This window comes from Corallococcus carmarthensis, from assembly GCF_003611695.1.
Lineage (GTDB): Bacteria > Myxococcota > Myxococcia > Myxococcales > Myxococcaceae > Corallococcus > Corallococcus carmarthensis.
This window is the reverse complement of the sequence record NZ_RAWE01000033.1, coordinates 1-21932: the sequence shown is the minus strand read 5'-3', so window position 1 is coordinate 21932 and position 21932 is coordinate 1. Positions and strand designations below refer to the sequence as shown.

Sequence of the window (21932 nt, the reverse complement as noted above, 5' to 3'; positions counted from 1 at the left end):
GTGCGAAGGCGTTAGAGAAGCGATTCCGGGACGTCGACGTGGCGCGAGCGCAGCCATTCGCCGAGCGCCTTGGCCTGCTGATCAAAGCGGGTGGATGACGAGACGCCCTCGCCGAGGAGTCCCTCGATGACGAAGTTCAGGGCGCGCAGGTTCGGGAGCACGTGGCGCTGGACCTTGAGTTCCCGCGCCTCTGGCAGCAGCGTGCGCAGCAGCTCCTCCGTGAGGGTGTGCACGAGCCAGCTCCACGCCTCTTCGGTGCGGACCCAGACGCCGATGTTCGCGTCCCCGCCCTTGTCTCCGCTGCGGGCCAGGGCCACCTGACCGAGCGGCACGCGCCGGGTGGGGCCCGCCAGCAACGGCGCGGGCAGCGACGGCGCGGGGACCGCTTCGAGCCCCAGCGTCTTCTCCGGCGGCAACACGTCGATGCGCCGTCCATCCGGGAACACCGCGACGTGCGGCACCTTCCGCGCATCCACATAGGCCGCGGTGTAGACGCCAAAGGGCGAGGCGTCGCCAGGCAACGCGGGCAGGAAGAAGCCGGGGTAGCTGGACAGGGCGAGCTCCACCACCGTGCCGTTGAAGGAACGGCCGGCGACCTTCGAGTCGGCATCCTTCACGGTGACCCGCAGCGTCGCCGACGCCTGCTCCTCGCTCGGAGCGTCAGCGTGGTCGGTGCGCGCGAGCGTGTAGAGGACCTCGGCGGGGCGGGGCTTGAGCGTCGCATCGAGCTGCGCCCGCACGAGCGCGGCCTTCTCCTTGATGTCCAGGCCGACGAGGATGAACTGGGCATCGTTGCGGAAGCCGCCGAGCCGGTTCAGGCACACCTTCACCTCCGGAGGTGGCGGCTCACCGCGCACGCCGGACAAACGCACCCGGTCGGTGCCCTCGGTGTCGACCACGATGGTGTCGAAGCGCGCTGTGGCGTCGGGGCCGGCATAGCGGGCACCGCCGATTTCATAGACGAGCTGCGCCTTCACGGTGTCGACGGTGACGGCGCCACCCGTGTCCGGATGCTTGGTGATGATGCTCGAGCCGTCAGCGAAGAGCTCCGCGAGCGGGAAGCCGGGCCGGCGCACGTCGATTTCACCGAAGCGCGCGAAGTTGCCGCCGGTCGCCTGGGCGCCGCATTCCAGGACATGGCCCGCGACCATCGCGCCCGCGAGGCAGTCCCAGTCGTCGCGCTTCCAGCCGAAGAAGGAGGCCGCGGGGCCGACGACGAGCGACGCATCCGTCACGCGTCCCGTGACGACGATGTCCGCGCCCGCGTCGAGGCACGCCGCGATGCCCCAGCCCCCCAGGTACGCGTTCGCCGTGAGGGGCTGATCGAAGCCGAGCTCGTCCGCGCGTCCGACCAGGTCATCGCCTTCAACGTGCGCGATGTTGACGGACAAGCCCAGCTTCGTGGCGAGCGCGCGCAGGTCGTTCGCGAGCCCCTCCGGGTTGAGGCCCCCGGCGTTGGTGACGATGCGGACCTTGCGCTCCACCGCGAGCCCGAGCGTCTCCTCCAGCTGGCGCAGGAACGTCTTCGCGTACCCGGCCGACGGGTTCTTCAGCCGGTCGCGGCCCAGGATGAGCATGGTCAGCTCCGCCAGGTAGTCGCCCGTGAGGACGTCGAGCGGACCGCCCTCCAGCATCTCCCGGAACGCGGAGAAGCGGTCGCCGTAGAAGCCGGATGCATTGCCGATGCGCAGCGATCGCCCGTCCATCGCACCTCCTGTGCCAGGGAGCGGCGAGTCTGCACGCCACCCCCAAAGAAAAGCAATCACGATTGCTTTTTTCTTCCCGCCGCAACAGTGTGGCCCCATGAGCGGCACGGCGAGCGGAACGACACGGCAGGAGCAGGAGCGCAGCCGGGTGACGCGGCAGAAGCTGATGACGGCCGCCATCGACGTGCTCGTGGAGAAGGGCTGGGCGGGGGCGACGATGGGCGCCATCGCCGAGCGCGCGGGGGTGTCACGCGGCGCCTGCCAGCACCACTTCCCGACGCGCGCGGCCCTGGTCGCGGCCGCGGTGGAGCATGTCTTCCATCAGCAGATCGAGGAGCTGGTGCGGCGCGCGAGCGGCCTGCCGGAGAGCCGGCGGCGCGTCGAGCCGTTGTTGAACCTGCTCCATGACGTCTACGCCGGCCCGCTCTTCACCGCCGCGACGCACCTCTGGGTGGCGGCCGGGGCCGACGCGGAGCTGAAGGCCCTCCTGTTGCCGCTCGAAACGCACGTCGGCCGGGAGGTGCACCGGCTCACCGTCGAGCTGTTGGGCCTGGATGAGCGCGACCGCGACGTGCGCGACGCCGTGCGCGCGACGCTGGACCTCCTGCGCGGTCTGGCGCTCGCGAACCTGCTCCACGACGACACCGCGCGGCGCCGCAAGGTCCTGGCCCACTGGGCGCGGACCCTGGAAGCGCAGCTCACGCCCAAGCGCGCGGCGCAGGCGGACTGAGCCGCGTCGCGCGCCCCCTCTCCTCGGGACTCAGCAGCGGTAGAGGTACGTCAGCGCGGTGATGTCCGTGCTGGTGAACTCGCCGGTCGGGTTCGGCGGAAGGCAGGCGTTGAAGATGGACCCGTTCACGTAGGACGTGGCGGGCGTGCCGGGGATGAGGATGGCCCCCACGCCCGCGGTGCCTTCGTTGCCGCCCGTGCCGCAGCTGATGACCTGGGAGTAATAGTCCGAGTGACGCATGCCCAGCGCGTGGCCCAGCTCGTGGGTGACGACGTGCTCGACCGTGTCGAGCGGCGAGGTGTTCCACCCCGTGCCGATGGTGATGGTTCCATACGGACGGCCCCCCGAGGGGAAGCCTGAGTTGTAGACCATGCCCGGCGCGGTCGTCGCGACGATGGTCGCGTTGCAGCCGGTGGTGGTCCCCCGGACCATCGTGAAGCAGAGGCCCAGCGCGTTGTAGTTCTGGATGGCCAGGTCCAGGCCCTGGCTCAAGCGGCTGTAGCTGTTGAACGTGGCCGTCGGATTGATGCAGATCTTCTTCACGAGCGACGTGCTGACGACGTTGGTCGTCCGGTACTGCTCCGCGCTGGCCCCACCGGACTGGAGCATCTCGCGGGACGCTTCGACGCTCACCAGCGCGTCGCCTCCCACGTAGACGCCCTCCTCCGCGACCGTGATGTCGCCGGCCTGGAAGCCCGCCTCGACCAGGTTGGAGATGATCTCCTGGTTCTCCTTCTCCAGGTCGGTACCGCAGCCGGACAGCAACGCACCACAGCCCACCACGAGCACTGCCGCTCTCTTGAACATGGTCGTCTCCCCTCGGGTCCTTGGACAGCAAAGCATGAAATCCATGCAGTGCTTCAATTCCAGAGTATCTCCTGTTCGCAAGAACCCGACGGGCCCGCGCTAGTACTTCCTTCCCACGAAGGTGTTGGTGGTCCGCGTGAGGGAGTCGCTGCCTTCGTTGGCCGCGCAGATGATTTCGCTCCGGCTGAGCCAGTCCAGCGTCAGGTTCCCCCAGCGATCCCAGGTCCCCGTCCCCGGCGTGACGGTGCTCCCCTCTCCGATGGAGAAGTGGCGCTCGCAGGTCCGGTCATCGCCCTGGGGCGCGGCCGTGTATGGGAGGAACTCCAACGTGCCGTCCTCGAAGACGTCGACCGGAACGCCCTCGGTGGAGCTGAAGAGACCCTTGATACGCACCCGGGTATCGCTTTCACGCTCGATCGTGAATGAGAAGGCGCGGCTGACGGACCGGGTGCTCGGCGGCTGGGTGGCGGACGTCGTCTCCTCCGTGAAGGACCAGTTCCCCAGGTAATAGATGCCCTCGAGGAACGTGGCGGCGGGAGGCCGGGGCACCTCCAGCCGGACGCCTGTGAAGACATGGTCGTACTGATAGGCATACATGATGTGGGAGCCCGGAAAGGGCCCCCCGGGCCCGATGCACTCCCGTTCGTAACGCAGGCTCCAGCGCAGGGTCAGGTTGCCCTGGACGTCCCAGGTCCCCGTCGCCGCGGTGCCCGCGGCATCCCCTCCAATGAAAGACTGCTGACGGAAGCAATACTTGTCATAGCCGGTGGCGGGGCCGTCCTGGGGGGGAATGACCAGCGTGCCGTCTTCGCTGACGTCGACCCGGACGCCCTTCGGGAATCCCAGGATGGGGCTGAGATGGAGCTGGGTATCGCTCACCCACTCCAGCGTGTACTGCTGCTGCCGGGGCGGCGATTCCGGAGACGAGGTCGACGTCACGGAGACCGGCCCCTCATAGACGCCCTCCACCAACCTCGCGACAGGGGCCCGGCCCACGGTGAAGGTCCACAGGCCGCTCTTCGAGGGATCCGCCTGGGACACCGCCTGGACGGTCACCACCGAGTCCTCCTGGACGAACGGGGCCGTATAGGTGACGGACGTGCCAGTCGCGGCGGACAGCCTGCCGGCCCCGGACGCGATGCTCCACGTCACGTCGGTTGAGAACACCCCCGTGCCCGCCACGTCCGCCGTGAAGACCGTCCGGGCCTTGAACGCGACCCGGTCCGCGCCGGTCACGGACACGCCGGTCACGGCGTCCTGGACCGCACCGGGGCCGGGGTCAGGCGATGCGGACGTCCCCCCGCACGCGGACATCGAAACAAGGGCCAGGAGGGTCAGGAGGCGCAGGCGATTCATGGGGGTCCCGGGACAGGCGGGGAGGCCCCAAGTGTACTCCGGGCCGGTCAGGCCTCAGCGCGCGACGATGTCGGCGTCCACCAGGTACGGCGACGCCGCGACAATCGCTTCCGTCGTCCAACCCCGGTTGGCGCCGCGGCCGGTCTCGTCGCAATCACCGTCCGTGTGGATGCCCAGCAGCTGGCCCTGACGGTTGAGCACGCCCGCGCCGGAGCTTCCGACCAGGGTGTCCAGGTCCGCGTAGTAGACCAGTGAGTTGCACGCATCCAGGTACTCGCCTTCGGCGATGACCTTGGGCTTCCCCCGGGGATGCTGGATGATCGCCAGCCGCTCGCTGGGCACGGCCGTCAGCAGGACCGGCGTCACCTTGGGCATCGCGTCCGGATGGATGAGCGCGTAGTCGGGTTCGAGCGACTGCTCGATGACGGTGCCCTCGGTGATGAGCGTGTCCCCGTCAGGCTGATCCTCGAAGTTGAAGACGAGCAGCGGCCGGTCCCCGAGAGCGACACAGTGCCCCGCCGTCACCACCACGGGACCCGCGCTCGCTTCAATCAGTGTTCCGGTGCAGCGCCCGTCAATCAGGACGACCGCGTCCTCGGCCGTCTGCGCGACGTCCGCGAACTCGCCCTGGTAGCTGTTGATGGGGGTGAAGTCGGCGATCGGGCCACACTGCGTGAGGCCACTCACCTCCGACGGCTGGCGCACCCGCGACGCCGTGGGACTCTCACAGACTGCCGGATGGGAATCCGCGGGCACCTTCTGCTTTCCACAGGCCGTGAGGCCCAGGAGGAGGAAGGTGCCCGCGAGGATGCGACCCCGCGGACTCATGAAGGACTCAAGGGGTCGCAACGCCATTCGCTAGTAGATGGCGTTCAGCGCGGTGATGTCCGAGCTGGTCCACTCGCCGGTCTCCGTCGAGCGGAAGCAGGAGTTCATGATGGAGCCGCCCACCGTCGCGGTGCTCGGCGTGCCGGTGATGAGGATGGCGCCCACGCCCGCGGTGCCCTCGTTGCTGGCGGCGCCGCCGCAGCTGATGGCGCGGTTGTAGTAGTCCGAGTGACGGAAGCCGATGCAGTGACCCAGCTCGTGCGTGATGACGTGCTCGTTCACGTCCACGCTGTAGGTGTTCAGGCTGGTGCCGATGTTGATGGTGCCGTAGGGGTTGCCGCCCGACGGGAAGCCCGCGGAGCCGCCGGCGCCAGAGGTCACCGTCGCGGTGATGTTCGCGCTGCAGCCCGTGGTGGGGCCACGCGCCATCGTGAAGCTCAGGCCGCGCTGGTTGTAGTTCTGGATGGCCAGGTCCAGGCCCTGGCTCAGGCGGGTGTAGCTGTTGAACGTGGACGTGGGGTTGATGCAGATCTTCGTCTTGGTGGAGCTGACGAGGTTCGTCGTGCGGTACTGCTCCTGGGTCTCCTTGCCCGTCTGGAGCATTTCGCGCGAGGCCTCCAGCGTCACGTGCGCGTCGCGGCCCACGTACACCTGACCGTCAGCCTCCATGATGTCGTCCGCGGGGAAGCCGGCCTCGATCAGGTTGGAGACGATCTCCTGGTTCTCACTCTCCAGGTCGGTACCGCAGCCAGACAGCAACGCACCACAGCTCGCCACGAGGACTGCCGCCTTCTTGAACATTCGTCGTTCCTCTGGTTCGGGGGAGATCCGCTGCCGCCTGACCTTCCCGTCAGCCGCGGACAGCTTGCCCAGCCACTGAGCAACTGTCGGGCCAGCGTCACGTCAGAGGGAATAACTCGGTTTTGTTGATTTACATGGAGCGCTAGCACTCCAGCTTCCAAGAATGTGAGCGTAACGTAACGTGACACCTGGAAGTGCAAGTGCTTGGGGCCCAAGCCCTTTTGCTGCTCATACGGGAACCCACTGATTTTCGGACAGCAGTGTCTTCTAATCAGTCACCCTCCCCAGGGTCGCATTTACTCCCACAATTCATGGAATCCGCGCAGAACGCGTGAGGACTGGGAGTTGAATCCGCTCCCGGTATATCCCGTCTCCATGACCATGCGCCCTTCCCTCCCCATCGCCGCGCTGTTGGGTGCGGCCCTGTCGTTCCTCCCCGGCTGCGAGAGCACGAAGTCGAGCGGCCCCGCGCCTTCCGACACGCGGACCCAGGACGCCGCGTCCGTGCAGTCCGCCGAGGCGTGGGCGCGCGCGCGCGTGGGCGACCGCGTCACCTATACCTTCAGCGCGACGCAAGGCCCCGAGCCTCGCGCCGGTGGCACCGCGCGCACCCTTCAGGGGCAGCTGACGCTGGAGGTGGTGGCCGTGCAGCAACCCTGGGTCTGGGTGCGCGCGGCCTTCAGCGATGAGGCCGGCAAGCCCCTGTCGCAGGCGCGGCTGGCGCAGGACCTGCTGTTCCCCGTGCGCGCGGACATGACGCGCCCGCTCGACGTGCCGCATGGAGGCAAGGCCACCGCCGAGGTCGCATCCAGCGCGGGCCGCACCTGGGAGGCCGTGCGCTACGTCAGCGACCAGCGCTCTTTCGACGGCCCGCTGCGCACGCGCGTGTACGCCAACGCGCCGGGCCCGCTGTACCTCACCCGGGGCTTGATTGAAGCGAGCACGGAGTCCGCCGGCTTCCGCGTGCCCGGTGGCTTCCAGCTGACTCTGCGCGAAGTCCGTGAGGGCTCCGCCGACGCCAGCGCCCCCGTGCCCGCGCTGGAGCGGCCCCTGGGCCCGGGCGCGTACTACGAGCGGTTCGTGGACGTGGGCCCCGCGCCCGGCGTGCAGCGCGTGTGCTTCACCGCCGAGCGAGGCTACCTCCTGCGCACCGAGGGCCCCGTCGAAGCCAACGCGGCCCCCTGCTCCGACTTCTCCCAGGCCGAGCCGGAGGCGTTGGAGGAGCTGCTGATGGGGCTGCCCTGGGAGGTGCTGGCCACGGGGGAATGGCCGCCCGCCGCCGCGGCCGCCGGCACCCGGGGCACGTTCAGCGCGGAGGGCCACGACGTGCCTGCCCTCATCGAACAGAGCAGCGAGAACGTCGAAGGCACCCAGCGCGCCTTCTCACAGACCTGGGCGGCCGAGCCGTGGGCGCCGGGGCTCGCGGGCCTGCCCTACGAGGCGCGCTTCCAGCCGCTCGCCAGCAGCACCGAGCGCGTGGTGACGGGTGGCAAGCGCGAGCCGGAAGGCGGCACGCGGATCGTGCGCTGGGGGTCGTGGCTCGCGGGACAGAAGTGACGCGGGCGTCCGGGTGACACGCTTCACGGAGCGGGTGCGTCGCTCCGTGAGCTGTCATTGCCTCGCACGAGTTCGACGTGGAGCACCGCGCCGGATGGGCGGTGCGTCCATTCCTGGAAGGACGCGCGGAACGCCTCCACGGCCGCGAACAGCGGACTCCGCGGCTGCCAGGACAACGCAGCCGCGTCCCGGGCCTCGCGAACCTCCAGCCCGATGAGCAGCGTGCCTCCGGCCTGTGATGGCTGGAGTGGACGCACGGAGAGACGGCGGTCGCCTTCCAGCCGATACACCAGGGCGGTGACGTGCCCGAGGACCCAACCCGCGACAGTCTCCCGGTCCTCGGAGGAACTGGCTTCGACGGACAGGCGCAACCCGGCCGGAAGTGCTTCGTCGGCCTCCAGCGGCAGGAAGAGCGCGGCCCATGCGGAGGGGGTCCCCGAGGCGCGAGCGTTGGCCACGAGCTCGCGGGCCCGGAGCAGTTCCTCGCGGATGACGCGGAACGTGGAGCGCGACACGTTGCGCGCGGTGTTTCGCGCGGGGAGCGCGGGGGCGATGACAGGCACGAGGTCGCGCTTGCCATCGGGCCGGTAGCGGGCGGTCTCCGGCGTGAGCGTCACGGGCTGGGGCCAGGGCCATGAGGCGAAGGTGCCGAAGAAGTGCGCGAGCAGCGACGCGTCGGACCGCATGGCGTCCGGAGTCGCGCGGGTGCAGGCCCATGCCGCGAGCAGCGTCCAGGACAAGCCGCCGAGGTAGCCCAGCGCATGCGAGTAGATGCCTCGGGCCCGGGCCCAGGCCTTCACCGCGCGCATCAGCGTGCGGAACCGCTCGGCCTGTCCGCCTCCCCGGGCGATGACGTCCATGAGGCCCAACGTGTCCGCCAATCCCAGCACGGCACGGTGGCCCGCGGGGTCGAGCTGAGAGCCATGCTGTTCGAGCAGCGTCAGGGGGTCCTCAGGGGGCACGCCCTCCGGACGGCTCGCATAGGCCAGGTCGAAGCTCACGCCTCCGAGGGACAACTTCACCAGCGGGATGGCGGCGTCCGCCACGTAGCGAGCCGTGCCCGGTGCCAGTTCCTGAAGGAGCGCTCGCGCGAAGTCCTCGCGGGGCAGGCTCGCCGGGCCGATGGCGACCGCGTCCACGTCACTGCCCGCGCCATCCGTGCCCAGGAGATACGAGCCATAGGGATGCAGCGTGGTGCCGATCCGTTCGCAGTGCTGGCGCAGTTGCTCCACCGCCGCGGTCCTGGCGGCGTGTCCCGCATGGGATTCACCAGCGCCGATGGAGATCCGTGCTTCGCGCAACGGTGCGTCTTCGTGCTCCGGCGTTGCCCTGTGCGCCTGTGCGAGGGGAATGCGCCGGATGACCTCGAAGGGCGTGTCGCCCTTCCTCCGGATGAGGCAGAGCTCGCCCACGCGGAACTTCAGCGTCCGCCAGTTTCGCTGCCACTCGGCAAGTGCACGGACGAGGTCCGCGTCCGATGAGAGTGGGAGCTGGCCCACGGAGAGGTGTGGCGTGAAGCCGCCATGGGCGGACGTGGCGCATTCGGGCAGGGCCGCCACGAGCTTCGCGTGCAGCGCCGCCAGCGCGCCGGAGGGCTGATCATCGGGGCGGAGCCACGCTGTCGCGTTGGCACGGTGTTCGAAGTGGCCGAACGTGGAGAGCGTCACGTCGAAGGGTTCGAGGTCCTGGAGTGCATCCACGAGGAGCGCTTCCGCCGTCTCGAAGTCCTCTTCCGGGACGAAGGGATACAGCAGCGTGATGTGGGGCATCCACCGCTGGAACTTCGCGTCGTGCTTCTTGCGCAGTGCCTGGATGGGGGCCCAGACGTCTTCAGGGGGAATGAGCACCAGGGCCGTGTGGTGAACCAGCGCCGTGGAGGTCCGCGCCGCGACCGGCCCCTGGGACACAACCGCTTCACGGTGCAGGACGCAGCGCAGTCCGAAGTGATCCGAGGCGAAGAGGGGCTGCCCTGAAGGCGCGGGCGGTCCCGCCAGGGGCGTTTCGCCGAAGAGGTCCACGGACGTGGGTGCGAGCCGGCCCGAAGGCGAAGCCACCAGCACCCGGTCCAAGCGCCGGAGCGTTCCTGAGACCGTGGTGATCGCCGCCAGGGTGTTCAACCGGGGGTTGAACGTCTCCCCTGCTTCCGAAGGTCGCAGCGAGGACCACGCATCCACGAAGCCCGCGCGAGCGAAGGACTCCGTTTCCGGCGCTCCGTCGCCGAAGTTGAAGTCACCGGCCAGCACCAGGTCCGCGGGCTCGGTATCGCTCGTGGACCCGAGCACGCGGGCCCATTCGAGAAGGGCTTCGACCTGCACGGCGCGCGCGGAGGCGCCGGATGCGTCCCGGTCGCTCGTCAGGTGCGGCGTGGCCACCCACAGCGTGCCCTCCGCGAGGCGCAGCTCGGCGGTGATGATGCGTTTGTCCCGAGAGAAGACGCGCTGCCACACGGAAGCGAGGGGCACGCGAGACAGCAACACCTGGCCATAGGTCGCCACGGTGTTCGCGCCGGGACCGTCGGACAGCCAGTAGTGCTCGCGAACCCAGGGTGCCGCGAGCAGGGCCTTGAGGAACGTCGGGGTGACTTCCTGGAGCGCGATGACGTCCGCATCCGTTTCGCGGAGCAGCGCGAGCGCCGCCGGGGTCCTGCGCTCGGTCGCCAGCAGCTCCGCGTCGTACAGGTCGAAGAGGACGTTGAAGGTGGCAACGGTGAGCGTGGCCGCGGCGGGAAGCGCCTGGCCGGGATCACGCGAGGCCTCTGTCCACGAGCCCGATCGTGCGTCGTACCGCCATGCGGGCAGTGGCGTGAAGCCCGGCACCGCGAGGAGCGGAGGTGACGCGGTCTCCTCCGCGGGCCGGGCGTTGCTCAGGAGGTCGATGCGCTCCTTGCGGTCCCACACCGTCTGGGTTCCGCGCTTGAAGTACCAGACGCGGTGCCACGGAATCTCGCCATCGGGGATGAACGCCTCGAAGGGCATCTCCTCCATGGCGCCGCGGTGCGCGTCGTAACCGACGACGAACTCGCGGGCATCGAGCCGGGGGTCCCACCGGATCCGGTGATACACCTCGCGGCTGGTCGTGAAGCGTTCCTGCGACATGGCGGGGCTCGTGGCGAAGGGTACTGGAAGGCACGCCAACACGGGCCGCGCATGCGCTGCCCTTGACGCAAGGAATTGAACCCACCTGACGCGAACCACGCTGGCCCGCGTCTTGCCATGAAGCCTCCGTGGAGGAACACACGGAATGGGTATTCGCGTTGGCGTGGTGGGGGCGGGGTTGGTGTTCATGTCTTTGCTGTCGGCGGGTTGCAGCGACGACTCCTCGACAGTCGATCCACAGGACGAGCCCGTCCTCGAGCCGTCCGATGGAAACGAAGTTCCCTCGCTTCCCCCTCCGGATTCCCTTCCGGATGCCGGCACGCTCCCTCCTGGTGAAGATGGCGGGACGCCAGATGCCGGCGAGATCCCTGACGCGGGGCCACCGCCCGATGCCGGCACCGGCGAAACGCCCGACGCAGGGCCGTGGCCCGCGGACGCGGTGCTCGACTACACGCGCTCGTTTGGCGTGGGCAAACCCCAGAGCGTTGGCGTCGATGAAGGGCTCAACCTCTGGCTCCTCGACGGCCGCCGCATCGGCGTGCTGCGCCCGGGCGACACCGCGCCCACGTGGACCACCGGCGTCGGCCAGGCGCGCGAGCCGTTCGGTCTGGATTCGCTCGCGACCGGATCCACGGTCATCTGCGGCGGGGCGGCCGGACGCGCGTACGTGGGCTACTCCGCCGACGAGATGAAGCGCGCGGAAGGCATCGAGCAACGCACGTACATCCCCTGGAAGGGCGAGGCGGGCTACTCGGCCGAGCGCTTCGCCCAGTACCAGAAGGGAGACCTCGACGCCGTCCGCGTCCAGCCGGACGGCAGCGTCACGCTCGAGGAGCACCTCTGGCGCACCACCGGCACGTCGAACGCCGGCCGTCAGGCGGGCATCCACAACACCAATGACTTCCACTACGAGGAGGACCGCTCCGTCCTCAACTGCGCCCGCGTGACGCGCGGCCGGGATCGCGGCGACCTCTACATCACCACCAACCACGGCGTGACGCGCGTCCAGGGGCTCACCTACAACAGCCACCGCCACCCCGGCTGGTACCTCTTCGAGGACGGCTCGGAGTGGGGCTCGCTCCAGTGCCCCTACATGCACGGCCTGGGCATCGGGCTGAACGGTGACGTCCTCGTCGCCAATGAGCAGATGCTCGGCGTGCTCGTGCCCAGCCCGAAGCTGGAGGAGTGGGACCGTGAGCTCACCTGGGAGGGTCCCACGCCCTGGAAGTTCAAGAGCTACAACGAGCTGATCAACGGACAGGCCACCGACGACTACTGGCGCGCCTTCGAGCAGGTCTCCTCGGGCCGCTACTACCTGGGAAGCGCGGAGTACGGCGTCTGGTCGCTGACGCCGAAGTCCCGTTCGGCGGGCAACTGGTCGAAGCTCGCGGGGCTGCCGTCGAACCGCATCCTGTCACTCAAGGCGACGGACGACGGCGCGCTCTACATCGGCACCAACGGCGCGGGCCTCTGGCGGCTGGAGCCGGACGGCACCACGCTGGCCCAGGTGCGGGAGGTGTCCGGCCAGCGCGTCCTGCAGCTCGTCTACGAGCCCACCGTGACACCGAGCATGCTGCTCGTCCTCACCGACCAGGGGCTCACCGTCCTCCGGGGCCCGTAGCGCCCGCTCCGGACCTCAGACGAGGTTCGCCAGGGTGGGCAGCACCTGCCCACTCAGGCCCTGGACGAAGTGATGGAAGCGCTCCGTGTTCGCGGCGGACTCGTAGTTCACGAGCCACGTGTCCCCGCGCACGGCGCGCACCTCGTCCACGATGCCCGCCGCCGGCCACACCGCCCCGGACGTCCCCGCGGCCAGGAACACCAGCCGCGTGCCGTCCTGGCGCTGGATGAACTCACCGATGCGCGCCAGGTCGTTGGGGTCCAGCATCTCCCCGAACCAGACGATGTCCGGCCGCAGCCGGCCCCCGCAGCTGTCGCACTTCGGCACCGTCCCCGACGGGTGCACCGAGGTGTCCGCGAAGGGCACCCGCCCGCAGTCCGCGCACTTCGTGCGGAAGAGGTTGCCATGCATGTCCACCACGCGCTGGCTGCCCGCCTTCGTGTGCAGGCCGTCCACGTTCTGGGTGGCCAGGAGGAAGCGGTCGCCCAGGTGCTGCTCCCAGCGCACCAGCGCGTCGTGGCCCGGGTTGGGCTTCACGTCCGCCGCCCCCGTCCGGCGCTGCGAATAGAAGCGCCAGACGAGCGCGGGGTTCGCATCGAAGCCCTGCGGGGACGCCACGGCCTCGACGGGGTGGTTCTCCCACAGCCCGTTCATGCCCCGGAAGGTGGGGACGCCGCTCTCCGCGGAGACTCCGGCACCGGTGAGCACGAGCAGACGGGTTCGCGAATCCAGGACGAGCGGTTCCACACGACCTCCTGTGCCAGCGGGCACGAGGGTTGTTAGAAGGGGCGGAAAGCAATACCTGACAGAGGACTCCATCATGGCCGAAGTCACCCTGGATCTGCGCGGTCAGCCCAAGACCGAGGCATACGCAGAGCTGAAGACGCACGCGCTCGCCATCCTCGAAGGCGTGGACGACGACATCTGCGCGATGGCGACGATGAGCTGCCTGCTGCACAACGCCTTCGGCCACCTGTGGACGGGCTTCTACCGGGTGGTGACGCCCGGGAAGCTGCTGCGCGTGGGCCCCTACCAGGGGACGCTCGGGTGCCTGGAGATCACCTTCGGCAAGGGCGTGTGCGGCACCTCCGCCGCGAAGGGCGAAACGGTGGTGGTGCCGGACGTGCACGCCTTCCCGGGCCACATCACCTGCGACGGGCGCTCCGCGTCGGAGATCGTCGTGCCGGTGTACGGGCGCAACCGTGAACTGCTCGCGGTGCTCGACATCGACTCCGAGCACAAGAACACCTTCGACGACGTGGACCGCGCGGCGCTGGAGGACCTGATGTCCTGGTTCCAGCACCGCGCATCCTGAGCCGTCGTCGCGCGGCGTTCAGCGCTTCGCGAGGCGGGCGTAGGCCACGGCCAGCGCCCCCGCGAAGCGCGCGTTGTTCTCCAGGAGCGCCAGGTTCGTCTTGAGGCTCTTGCCTCCGGTGCGCTTCGCCATCTCGCCCAGGAGGAACGGCGTCACGGCCTTGCCGCGCACACCCTGCCGGTCCGCGTCCGCCAGCGCCGACGCGATGTGCAGCTCCACGTCGTTGCGAGCCAGCGCGGCCTCCGCCGGAGGCGGCACGGTGTAGAGCACGCCGCCCTGCCCCAGCGTGTCGAAGCGCGCATGGGCGATGCGTGCGGCGGCCTCCGCGTCGTCCGCGCGGTGCTCCAGCGAGAGGCCGGACTCGCGGCTGTAGAAGGACGGCAGCTCGTTGGTGCCCACGCCGATGACGGGCACGCCCGCCGTCTCCAGGAGCTCCATCGTCTTGGGCAGATCCAACACGGACTTGGCGCCCGCGCACACCACGGCGACGGGGTAGCGCGACAGCGCCGCGATGTCCTGCGAGATGTCCCAGTGCTCGGAGGCACCGCGGTGCACGCCACCGATGCCGCCGGTGGAGAACACGCGGATGCCCGCCGCCGCGGCCAGTTCGCACGTGGCGCTCACGGTGGTGCCACCGCTGGCGCGCGTGGCCATCGCCACGGCCAGGTCGCGCGAGCCCAGCTTGAGGAGCTTCTCCTTGCCCTCGGCCAGCCGGCGCAGCGCGGCGTCCTCCAGACCAATCCACACCTCCCCGTCCACCATGGCGATGGGCGCGGGCACGGCACCAGCGCGGCGGATGGCCTCCTCGCACGCGCGAGCAGCGGCCAGGTTGTCGGGGTACGGCAGGCCCTGCGCGACGACGCTCGTCTCCAGCGCCACCAGCGGCTGCCCGGAGTCCTTCGCGCGCCGCACCTCGTCCGAATAACGGAAGTCCATGGGCGGGCATTTACGCCACGGGCGGGGCGGCCGGACAAGCACGCGCGTGGGGAAACGTCGGCGTCACGTCGACTCCGCCCGGGCCGGAGCACCGCATGTGCGGGTCGCCTGCCGGGGAAGCCGCGCATGCCCGCCTGTTCGTTGCAGCTCCGTCGGTTGCATCCGGCCTCGCGCCGCCCTATGCCCCGCCGCGTGAGCACCTCGTCGCCCGCGGTCGCAGCGCCTGCCCGTCTCGTCTCCGCCTCCGACCTGGCGATGATCGCCGTCGTGGTCGTCTGGGGGACGAACTACACCCTCGTGAAGGACGCGCTGGAGGGCATGCCGCCCCGGGCCTTCATGTCGCTGCGCTTCGGACTCGCGGCGCTCGCGATGGGGCTCGTGCTGTTGGCCGTGGAAGGCCACAAGCCGATGCCGTGGAAGGTGTTCCTGCGGCTCACCGCGCTGGGGTTCGTGGGCAACACGCTGTACCAGCTGTTCTTCATCGAAGGCCTCGCGCGAACCACGGCGGCCAACAGCGGCATGCTCACGGCGGTGAGCCCGGTGGTGACGGCGACGCTGGGCGCGGCGCTCGGCATCGAACGGCTGCGGCGCCCGGTCGTCGCGGGGCTGTCCCTCGCGGTGGTGGGAATGCTGCTCGTGGTCGGAGCGCGAGGCCCGAACCTGGGCGCGGCGACGTGGACAGGTGACGCGCTGATTGTCTGCAGCTCGCTGTGCTGGGCCATCTACACGGTGGGCACGCGCGCGGTAGGCGAAGGCGTGTCCGCGCTGCGCGTCACCGCCATCACCATGCTCACGGGAGCCCCGGGCGTGGTCCTGGCCGGAGCCTCCCAGGTCATCGCGATGGACACGTCGCGCGTGGGCGCCGCGGGCTGGATCGCACTCGTGTACTCGGCGCTGGTGCCGCTGGTGCTCGCGTACTTCGTGTGGTTCCGCAGCGTGCAGCAGGTGGGCACCAACCGCACGACGCTCTACGGCACCGGCATCCCCGTCGTCGCGGCCCTCACTGCCTGGGCGATTCGCGGTGAGCGCCCCACCCTGTTCCAGATACTCGGTGCGGGGCTCATCCTCACGGGTGTGTTGATCAGCCGCCGCAAGGACACGGCAGTCACCAAGGCCTGACCGCTCAGCCGCGAGTCCCCCGCTCCAGCGTCAGCCCGTACTCCTCCATCTTCCGGTCGAGCGTGGGCCGGCTGATGCCCAGCATCTCCGCCGCACGGACCTTCTTCCATCCGGAATCGCGAAGCGCCTCCGCGATGGCGTCGCGCTCCAGGCGGGCCACCTGCTCCTGCAACGTGCGAGGCGCCTGCCCCACCGCGCCCTCGCGCACCTCCGGAGGCAGTTGCGGAATGCCCACGTGGCCCGCCGCGTACACGCGCCCCAGCCGCTCCGCCACCAGCTCCAATTCGCGCACGTTCTGCGGCCACGGATACTCCGCCAGCAGGCGCCGGGCCTCGGGGCCGAGCACCGGGGCTTCCCGCCCGCCCTGCCGGGCACCGCGCAGCGCGAAGTACTCCAGCAACACCGGCACGTCACCCCTCCGCTCGCGAAGAGGCGGCACCTCCAGCTCGAAGCCCGCCAGCCCCCGGGCCAGCGCCGCATCGAACTCCCCCCGCGACGCGAGCCGCGACACCGGCGAAGCACTGGTGGCGACGATCCGCACGTCCACGGGTTCCTCGCCGCCCTGCCGCGCCGGAGCCGCGCGCCGGGCCAGCATCCGCGCCAGCCGCTCCGCCGCCGGCCGGGGAAGCGCCTCGACGTGGCGCAGGAGCAGTGTGCCCGCGTCCGCACGCAACACCGCGGACGTCACCGGGGGCTGGCCGGGCGCGCCCGCCCGGCCGAAGAGCGCCACCTCCACGGCCTCCAGGGACTGCCGGCACTCCACCGTCACCCACGGCCCCAGCGCGCGCGGAGACTTGCCATGGAGGAAGTGCGCCAACAGCGCCTTGCCGGTGCCCGGCTCGCCGTGCAGCACGACCGGTGCGGCACTGCCCGCCGCCCGCCGCGCCTCCTCCACCACGCCCCGGAATGCCCGCGAAGTCCCCAGCGGCGTCACCCAGGGCATGTCCGCCGCCTCCGCCTCACCGCGCGAGCGCACCGCCGTATAGGCCTCACCGCCCAGCCGCCCCAGTGACGCGAGCAACTGGCCCTCGCCCTCGGTGAACGGCGACTCTTCGCGCTCCACGTACAGCACGCCAAAAGGCATCCCGCCCGAAGCCACCAGCGGCGAGCACAGGGCCGTGTCCGTCCGGCCCAATTCCTTGCGCTCCAGCGCCGCCTGCACCAGCGCGCGAGGCACCTCCACGGACGCAGCGCCGGACACCGCCGCCGTACGCAATCCCTCCGATCCGCTCAGCAGCGCCGCGGCACGGTCCGCGTTGAGCGCGTGCACCGTCTCTTCCGACAGCCGCCGCAGCACCATCGCCTCGCTGGTGGCACCCAGGAGCGCCGTCCCCGCCGAGTACATCGCCGCGGCCGCGCCCACGTGCGGCAGCACCTCCTCGATGGGCACGTGATCCGGCTCCGGAGCGGACACGCCCGAGGGCTCGTCGACGATGGACACCGGCGGCGGCTCGTACACCGCGATGGTGGCGCCCACGCGCATCCGGTCGCCCGGCCGCAGCACCGCCTCTTCCTGGAGCGCCAGCCGCTGCCCGTTGAGCAGTGTGCCGTTGGTGGACCCCAGGTCGCGCAACCGCACCTGTCCCGCGATGGTGTCCAGGAACAGCTGCGCGTGGCGCCGCGACACCTGGTCGTCTTCCAACGGGATGTCGCAGGAAGGACTGCGCCCGAGGGTCAGCTGGGAGACGACTTCGTACCGGCGCCCCGCGGACGGGCCCGTGAGCAGCAGGAGTGCCGGCATGCGGACGCGGAGCCTAGCAGCGCCCCTCGGGGCACTCGCAAGACGCGTTGGGTTGGACGCGCAGCGCTACATCGGACGTTCGGCGTTCAAAAGAGCCCGCAGTTCGGACTCGTTGAGCGCGCGGCCCTCCCGGGCGATGGCCAGGGCGTTGATCTGCTTCTCCTCCACCTCCACGTGGGCCCCCTTGCGCCACTCCGTGGTGTGCACCGCCCCATCCACCAGCCGGCCCACGACGGAGCCCTCGTCCCGGGCCACCGCCTCCAGCCAGAGGTTCTCCACCACCACCTCGCCCTCCGGATGCGTCTCGAAGGGGGCCCGCACCAGGAACGTCAGGGGCTCCATCAACCCCTTGCGCTGGAAGCGCGCCAGGAAGGAGGGCAACAGCGCCTGCGCCTCCTCATGCATCGCCTGGGTCTGCTCGGCCGGCTCCTTCGCGAAGCGCTCCCGGTACGTCGCCAGCAGCTCCGCCGTGTTGTGCCGGCCCAGCGGCGAAACCACCGTGAGGAACAGCCCCTCGTGGCCCTCGAAGGCGTCCAACGGCACGCCCAGCAGGTTCGCGCGGGCCTCCTCGGAGGGAACCATCGTGAAGCTCTGGCCCTCGCTGGTGGACACCTCCGCGCGCAGCGCCGGCCCCTGCGCGAACGCCAGGTCCGTGCACAGCTCGTGGAGGAAGCTCTCCGCGGCCAGCAGGTCGCCCTCGCCCAGGTGGAAGATCTCCACGTCGCGCGCGCCGAACTTCTCCATCCCGTGCGAGTGCACCCACAGCGGCGTGTCCCCCTCCGCCAGCTCGATGGCGTGCAGGTGCACGTGGTCGCGGATGTCGAAGTCCAGCTCCGTGATTTCGACCACGTCCTCGGGCTCGTGCAGCTTGAACGCCGTGAGGTCCACGAGCACGCCGGGCGCCTGCTCCATCAGCGTGCGCACGGTCCACAGCGCCTCGAAGACGGGCAGCGTGGGCTGCGCGCCGCCCGGCTCCAGCAGGAACGCGTAGCAGGCCTGGGCCTTCTCCACGAGCGCGAAGGCCTCCGGGCTGCCGCTGAACAGCTCCTGGGGGACGCGCGGACGGCCGTCGCTCAGGGGCTTGAGCACCACCTTCACCTCCGAACCGTCCGCCCGCACGGTGAAGCCCCAGTCGCCCTCGTGCGGCACGAACTCCACCTCGTCCGTCGCGAACGCCGCGCGCAGCGCATCCAGGGACGGCGGCTCGGGCTGCTCGGTGGCCAGGACGTAGACCTCCTTCACAGGTGCTTCTCGATCTGTCGGAAGAGGTCCACGCGGTCCACCAGGTCGGTGAGGTAGTCCAGCTTGTCCGTCCCCAGCACCAGCACCGGCGACAGCGAGTAGCCCTCGAACCACTCCTCGTAGAGGGCGTTGAGGCGCTTGAGGTACGCGGTCGGGATGTCCTTCTCCATGGCCCGCCCTCGCAGCCGGATGCGCTCCTTCAGCGTGACGACCGGGCAGCGCAGGTAGATCATCAGGTCGGGCGGCCGGAGCGACTGGGAGATGGTCTGGTACAGCTCCCAGTACGTGGACCAGTCCCGCTTGTCGATGAGCCGCTGCCGGTGGAGGTTCTTGGCGAAGATTTCCGCGTCCTCATAGAGCGTCCGGTCCTGGAGCACGGTGCCCGGCGTGCGCTCCAGTTCCCGGTGCAGGCGGAACTTGTGCGTCAGGAAGAAGAGCTGGGAGCGGAACGCCCACGTCTTCATGTCCTTGTAGAAATCAGCGAGATAGGGGTTCTGGTCATTGGGCTCGAAGGACGGCGTGAGGCCGTACTTCCGGCACAGGAAGGACGTGAGCTCCGTCTTTCCGGCCCCGATGTTGCCCGCGATGGCGATGAACTTTTTCCTGGCCACGCCACCCTTGCTTGTAACCCCGGCGAGCGGCATTCACCAGAAACAATGGCGAGGGGAGCCATGGTAGATAAAGTGCATGCCCCTGCCCCGTTCCGCACGCCCAGGAGCCGGCGCCCGCGCCGCGCCGCCTGGCTGCCCGACCGGTGAGCGGCACCCCTGGGGCCCGTCTGGCGCTCAAGCCCCCCGGTAGGAGGAAAGGCGACGCATGCTGCGCAAGCTGTGGTGCATCCTGGTGGTCACGGTGTGGTCCGCGGTCTGCTTCGTCCTCGCATGCCTCGCGATGCTCGTGACGCTCAACCCATCCCGCTCGGTAGCGGTCGCCCGGAGGATCTGGTCGCCCGTGCTCCTGTGGGCCGGGGGCGCGAAGCTGGAGGTCATCGGCGGGGAGAACGTGGACCCGAAGCGGCCCACCATCTACGTCGGCAACCACCTGTCCACACTCGACATCCCGGCCCACTTCCTCGCCGTGCCGGTGGACTTCCGTTTCGTCGCCAAGTCGCAGCTGCGCTTCGTGCCGTTCATCGGCTGGTACCTCTGGGTCGCGGGCCACGTCTTCATCAACCGCGGAGACCGTTCGTCCGCCATCGCGTCGCTGGAGAAGGCCGCCCGGAAGATCCGCGCGGGCACCAGCATCTTCCTGTACCCGGAGGGCACCCGCTCCGAGGACGGCAGCGTGCTGCCCTTCAAGAAGGGTCCCTTCGCGCTCGCGCTCAAGGCCCGCGTGCCCATCTGCCCCGTCACCATCGAGGGCACCGACAACGTGATGCCCAAGAACTCGTGGAACATCACGCCGGGCCCGGTGCGCGTGAAGATTGGCCGCCCCATCGACACCACCGGCTTCGCGGACAACGACCGCGAGGGCCTGGCCCGCGCCGTGCGTGCACAGATCATCGCCGACAGCCTCTCCCTGGGCGGCAAGGGCGGGGATCCGGACACGGCCGTCGCCGCGCCGAACCGCGAGGGCGTCGCCCAGCGCGACTCCGACCCCACCTCCAAGGCCTCCTGAGCTCCCCGTGCACTTGATCCCGACCCCGAACCGCCTCCGCACGCTCCGCTGGCCCGCCGCCCTGCTGGGACTGAGCCTGCTCGCCACCGGCTGCGGCCACGGCCAGGCCCAGACGCCCGCGCTGGCGCCCCAGGCCCAGGCGCGCGCGTACCTGGACGGGAACCAGCCCGAGGAGGCGTTGAAGCTGCTGAAGGCGCTGCACGCGCGCACACCGGACGACGTGGACGTGGCCCGCGCCCTCACCGAGGCCCAGGTGAAGGCAGGCCGCGCGGACGCCTGGGCGGAGGAACTGCGCCAGGCCATCGCGAAGAACGAGCGCGCGGTGGACCAGTACATGCTGGGCCTGACGCTCTTCTCACGGGCCCGGGACGCGGGTGCCCCCACCGTGGCCGCCTTCGAGCGCGCCATCGCGTTGTCCCCCACCACCGGGGAGTTCCACTACCGCCTGGGCGTCGCGCGCCTGGAGTCGGAGCAGTACACCGCCGCGCTGGGCCCGCTGCGAAAGGCCGTGGAGCTGGCCCCGGAACGCGCGGGCTGGAAGCTGCCTTTGGCCAAGGCCCTGGCCCGCACGGGGGACGCCACGGGCGCCGTGGAGGCCCTGGGCACCGTCGTGAAGGGCAACCCCACCCCGACGGAGGTCGCCACCGCGCGGGCGCTGATGAACCAGCTGGCGGATCCGTTCCAGAACTTCCCCAAGGCGGCGGAGGCGAAGCTCGAGGAGGGCATGCGCTACCTGCACGAGCTGGACGCGCCCCAGCACGCCCTCATCGCCTTCGAGGAGATCCTCCACGACTACCCGGACCTGGCCGTGGTGCATGCCCTCCTGGGGCTGGCCTACCAGCGCCTGGATGACGCCGGCCGCGCCGTGGACGAGTTCAAGCAGGCCATCGAGCGCGCCCCCCAGGACGGCAAGAACCAGCTCTACCTGGGTGAGCTGTACCTGTCGCGCCAGCGCACGGACGCGGCGCGCGCCGCCTTCGAGAAGGCCGTGGCGCTCAACCCGCTCCTGGATCTGGGCTGGTTCCGCCTGGGAGACCTGCGCCTGGAGGCCCGCGACCTGGCCCCCGCGAAGGAGGCCTTCCAGGTGGCGGTGACGCTGACGCCGGACTCGGTGCCCGCACGCGGCAAGCTGTCGCTCGTGTACCAGTTGGAGGGGGACTACGCGGCCGCGCAGCGAGAGCTGAAGTACGTGGCGGACAAGGACCCGGAGAACACCGAGTTCGCCCTGCGCCTGGGCCTGCTCTACACCGACGAGGCCCAGAAGGCCCGCCGCCCCGAAGAGCGCCAGAAGGCCGTGAGCGAAGCGGAGCGCTGGTTGGGGAAGGTGCTGGAGACCCAGCCCGACAACGCGGTGGCCAGCAAGGCCCTGCAGGTGCTCAAGGGCCAGTAGCCACCGGCACACCGCGCCCTCTACACTCCGACGCCGATGAGCGACGCGCGCAAACCCGCCCCTCCCAGCAC

Annotated in this window: 18 protein-coding genes; 7 read left to right on the top strand and 11 right to left on the bottom strand. The window is 70.1% G+C overall.

Annotated features, from left to right (window positions below):
• Positions 1-11: 11 nt before the first annotated feature.
• Positions 12-1706 carry an acyclic terpene utilization AtuA family protein gene (locus D7X32_RS12190; protein WP_120602699.1) on the bottom strand — a complete coding sequence of 565 codons (1695 nt, stop codon included), beginning with the start codon at positions 1704-1706 and terminating at the stop codon, positions 12-14.
• 97 nt (positions 1707-1803) lie between these two features.
• Between D7X32_RS12190 and D7X32_RS12185 the strand changes: the two genes are divergently transcribed.
• Positions 1804-2436 carry a TetR/AcrR family transcriptional regulator gene (locus D7X32_RS12185; RefSeq protein ID WP_120602698.1) on the top strand — a complete coding sequence of 211 codons (633 nt, stop codon included), beginning with the start codon at positions 1804-1806 and terminating at the stop codon, positions 2434-2436.
• A gap of 30 nt (positions 2437-2466) precedes the next feature.
• Here the strand turns inward: D7X32_RS12185 and D7X32_RS12180 are convergent, their stop codons facing one another.
• The 4 genes from D7X32_RS12180 to D7X32_RS12165 form a co-directional block, all read right to left on the bottom strand.
• On the bottom strand, positions 2467-3243 hold the full coding sequence (locus tag D7X32_RS12180) for a zinc-dependent metalloprotease (protein ID WP_120602697.1): 777 nt from the start codon (positions 3241-3243) through the stop codon (positions 2467-2469).
• Between the two features lie 99 nt (positions 3244-3342).
• Entirely contained in the window at positions 3343-4485 is a 1143-nt protein-coding gene (locus tag D7X32_RS12175; RefSeq protein ID WP_147450120.1) for a hypothetical protein, read from the bottom strand.
• Positions 4486-4653: 168 nt separating this feature from the next.
• Positions 4654-5454 (bottom strand): trypsin-like serine peptidase, encoded by an 801-nt coding sequence (locus D7X32_RS12170; RefSeq protein ID WP_120602695.1) that lies wholly within the window; start codon positions 5452-5454, stop codon positions 4654-4656.
• 3 nt (positions 5455-5457) lie between these two features.
• Entirely contained in the window at positions 5458-6228 is a 771-nt protein-coding gene (locus D7X32_RS12165) for a zinc-dependent metalloprotease (protein ID WP_120602694.1), read from the bottom strand.
• Between the two features lie 381 nt (positions 6229-6609).
• Between D7X32_RS12165 and D7X32_RS12160 the strand changes: the two genes are divergently transcribed.
• Positions 6610-7785: a DUF6068 family protein gene (locus D7X32_RS12160; protein ID WP_279635577.1), complete on the top strand. Its 1176-nt coding sequence runs from the start codon at positions 6610-6612 to the stop codon at positions 7783-7785.
• Positions 7786-7808: 23 nt separating this feature from the next.
• Here the strand turns inward: D7X32_RS12160 and D7X32_RS12155 are convergent, their stop codons facing one another.
• Positions 7809-10880 (bottom strand): poly(A) polymerase, encoded by a 3072-nt coding sequence (locus D7X32_RS12155; RefSeq protein WP_120602692.1) that lies wholly within the window; start codon positions 10878-10880, stop codon positions 7809-7811.
• A 145-nt stretch (positions 10881-11025) separates the two neighbouring features.
• Between D7X32_RS12155 and D7X32_RS12150 the strand changes: the two genes are divergently transcribed.
• A complete protein-coding gene (locus tag D7X32_RS12150; RefSeq protein WP_120602691.1) occupies positions 11026-12501 on the top strand; it encodes a two-component regulator propeller domain-containing protein in 1476 nt (491 codons plus the stop codon).
• A gap of 15 nt (positions 12502-12516) precedes the next feature.
• On the opposite strand, the gene D7X32_RS12145 is transcribed toward D7X32_RS12150, so the two are convergent.
• A complete protein-coding gene (locus D7X32_RS12145; RefSeq protein ID WP_120602690.1) occupies positions 12517-13248 on the bottom strand; it encodes an SIR2 family NAD-dependent protein deacylase in 732 nt (243 codons plus the stop codon).
• Positions 13249-13321: 73 nt separating this feature from the next.
• Here D7X32_RS12145 and D7X32_RS12140 point away from each other — a divergent pair, with 73 nt between their 5' ends.
• A complete protein-coding gene (locus tag D7X32_RS12140; protein WP_120523522.1) occupies positions 13322-13816 on the top strand; it encodes a free L-methionine (R)-S-oxide reductase MsrC in 495 nt (164 codons plus the stop codon).
• A gap of 18 nt (positions 13817-13834) precedes the next feature.
• On the opposite strand, the gene D7X32_RS12135 is transcribed toward D7X32_RS12140, so the two are convergent.
• Complete coding sequence (locus D7X32_RS12135) at positions 13835-14752, bottom strand: pseudouridine-5'-phosphate glycosidase (RefSeq protein ID WP_120602689.1); 918 nt, start codon at positions 14750-14752, stop codon at positions 13835-13837.
• A 192-nt stretch (positions 14753-14944) separates the two neighbouring features.
• Between D7X32_RS12135 and D7X32_RS12130 the strand changes: the two genes are divergently transcribed.
• Positions 14945-15871, top strand: a complete 927-nt coding sequence (locus D7X32_RS12130; protein ID WP_120602735.1) for a DMT family transporter — start codon at positions 14945-14947, stop codon at positions 15869-15871.
• Positions 15872-15875: 4 nt separating this feature from the next.
• On the opposite strand, the gene D7X32_RS12125 is transcribed toward D7X32_RS12130, so the two are convergent.
• The 3 genes from D7X32_RS12125 to D7X32_RS12115 form a co-directional block, all read right to left on the bottom strand.
• Positions 15876-17612 (bottom strand): FHA domain-containing protein, encoded by a 1737-nt coding sequence (locus D7X32_RS12125; protein ID WP_120602688.1) that lies wholly within the window; start codon positions 17610-17612, stop codon positions 15876-15878.
• A gap of 66 nt (positions 17613-17678) precedes the next feature.
• The gene (locus tag D7X32_RS12120) at positions 17679-18854 is read right to left on the bottom strand and encodes a DUF2314 domain-containing protein (RefSeq protein ID WP_120602687.1); all 1176 of its coding nucleotides are present in this window, start codon (positions 18852-18854) and stop codon (positions 17679-17681) included.
• Positions 18851-19465: a deoxynucleoside kinase gene (locus D7X32_RS12115; protein ID WP_120602686.1), complete on the bottom strand. Its 615-nt coding sequence runs from the start codon at positions 19463-19465 to the stop codon at positions 18851-18853. The genes D7X32_RS12120 and D7X32_RS12115 overlap by 4 nt, the downstream gene beginning before the upstream one ends.
• Before the next feature lie 208 nt (positions 19466-19673).
• Here D7X32_RS12115 and D7X32_RS12110 point away from each other — a divergent pair, with 208 nt between their 5' ends.
• Both D7X32_RS12110 and D7X32_RS12105 read left to right on the top strand, forming a co-directional pair.
• A complete protein-coding gene (locus tag D7X32_RS12110; protein WP_120602734.1) occupies positions 19674-20471 on the top strand; it encodes a lysophospholipid acyltransferase family protein in 798 nt (265 codons plus the stop codon).
• A 7-nt stretch (positions 20472-20478) separates the two neighbouring features.
• Positions 20479-21861, top strand: a complete 1383-nt coding sequence (locus D7X32_RS12105; protein WP_438358965.1) for a tetratricopeptide repeat protein — start codon at positions 20479-20481, stop codon at positions 21859-21861.
• The last annotated feature ends 71 nt before the right edge of the window (positions 21862-21932 follow it).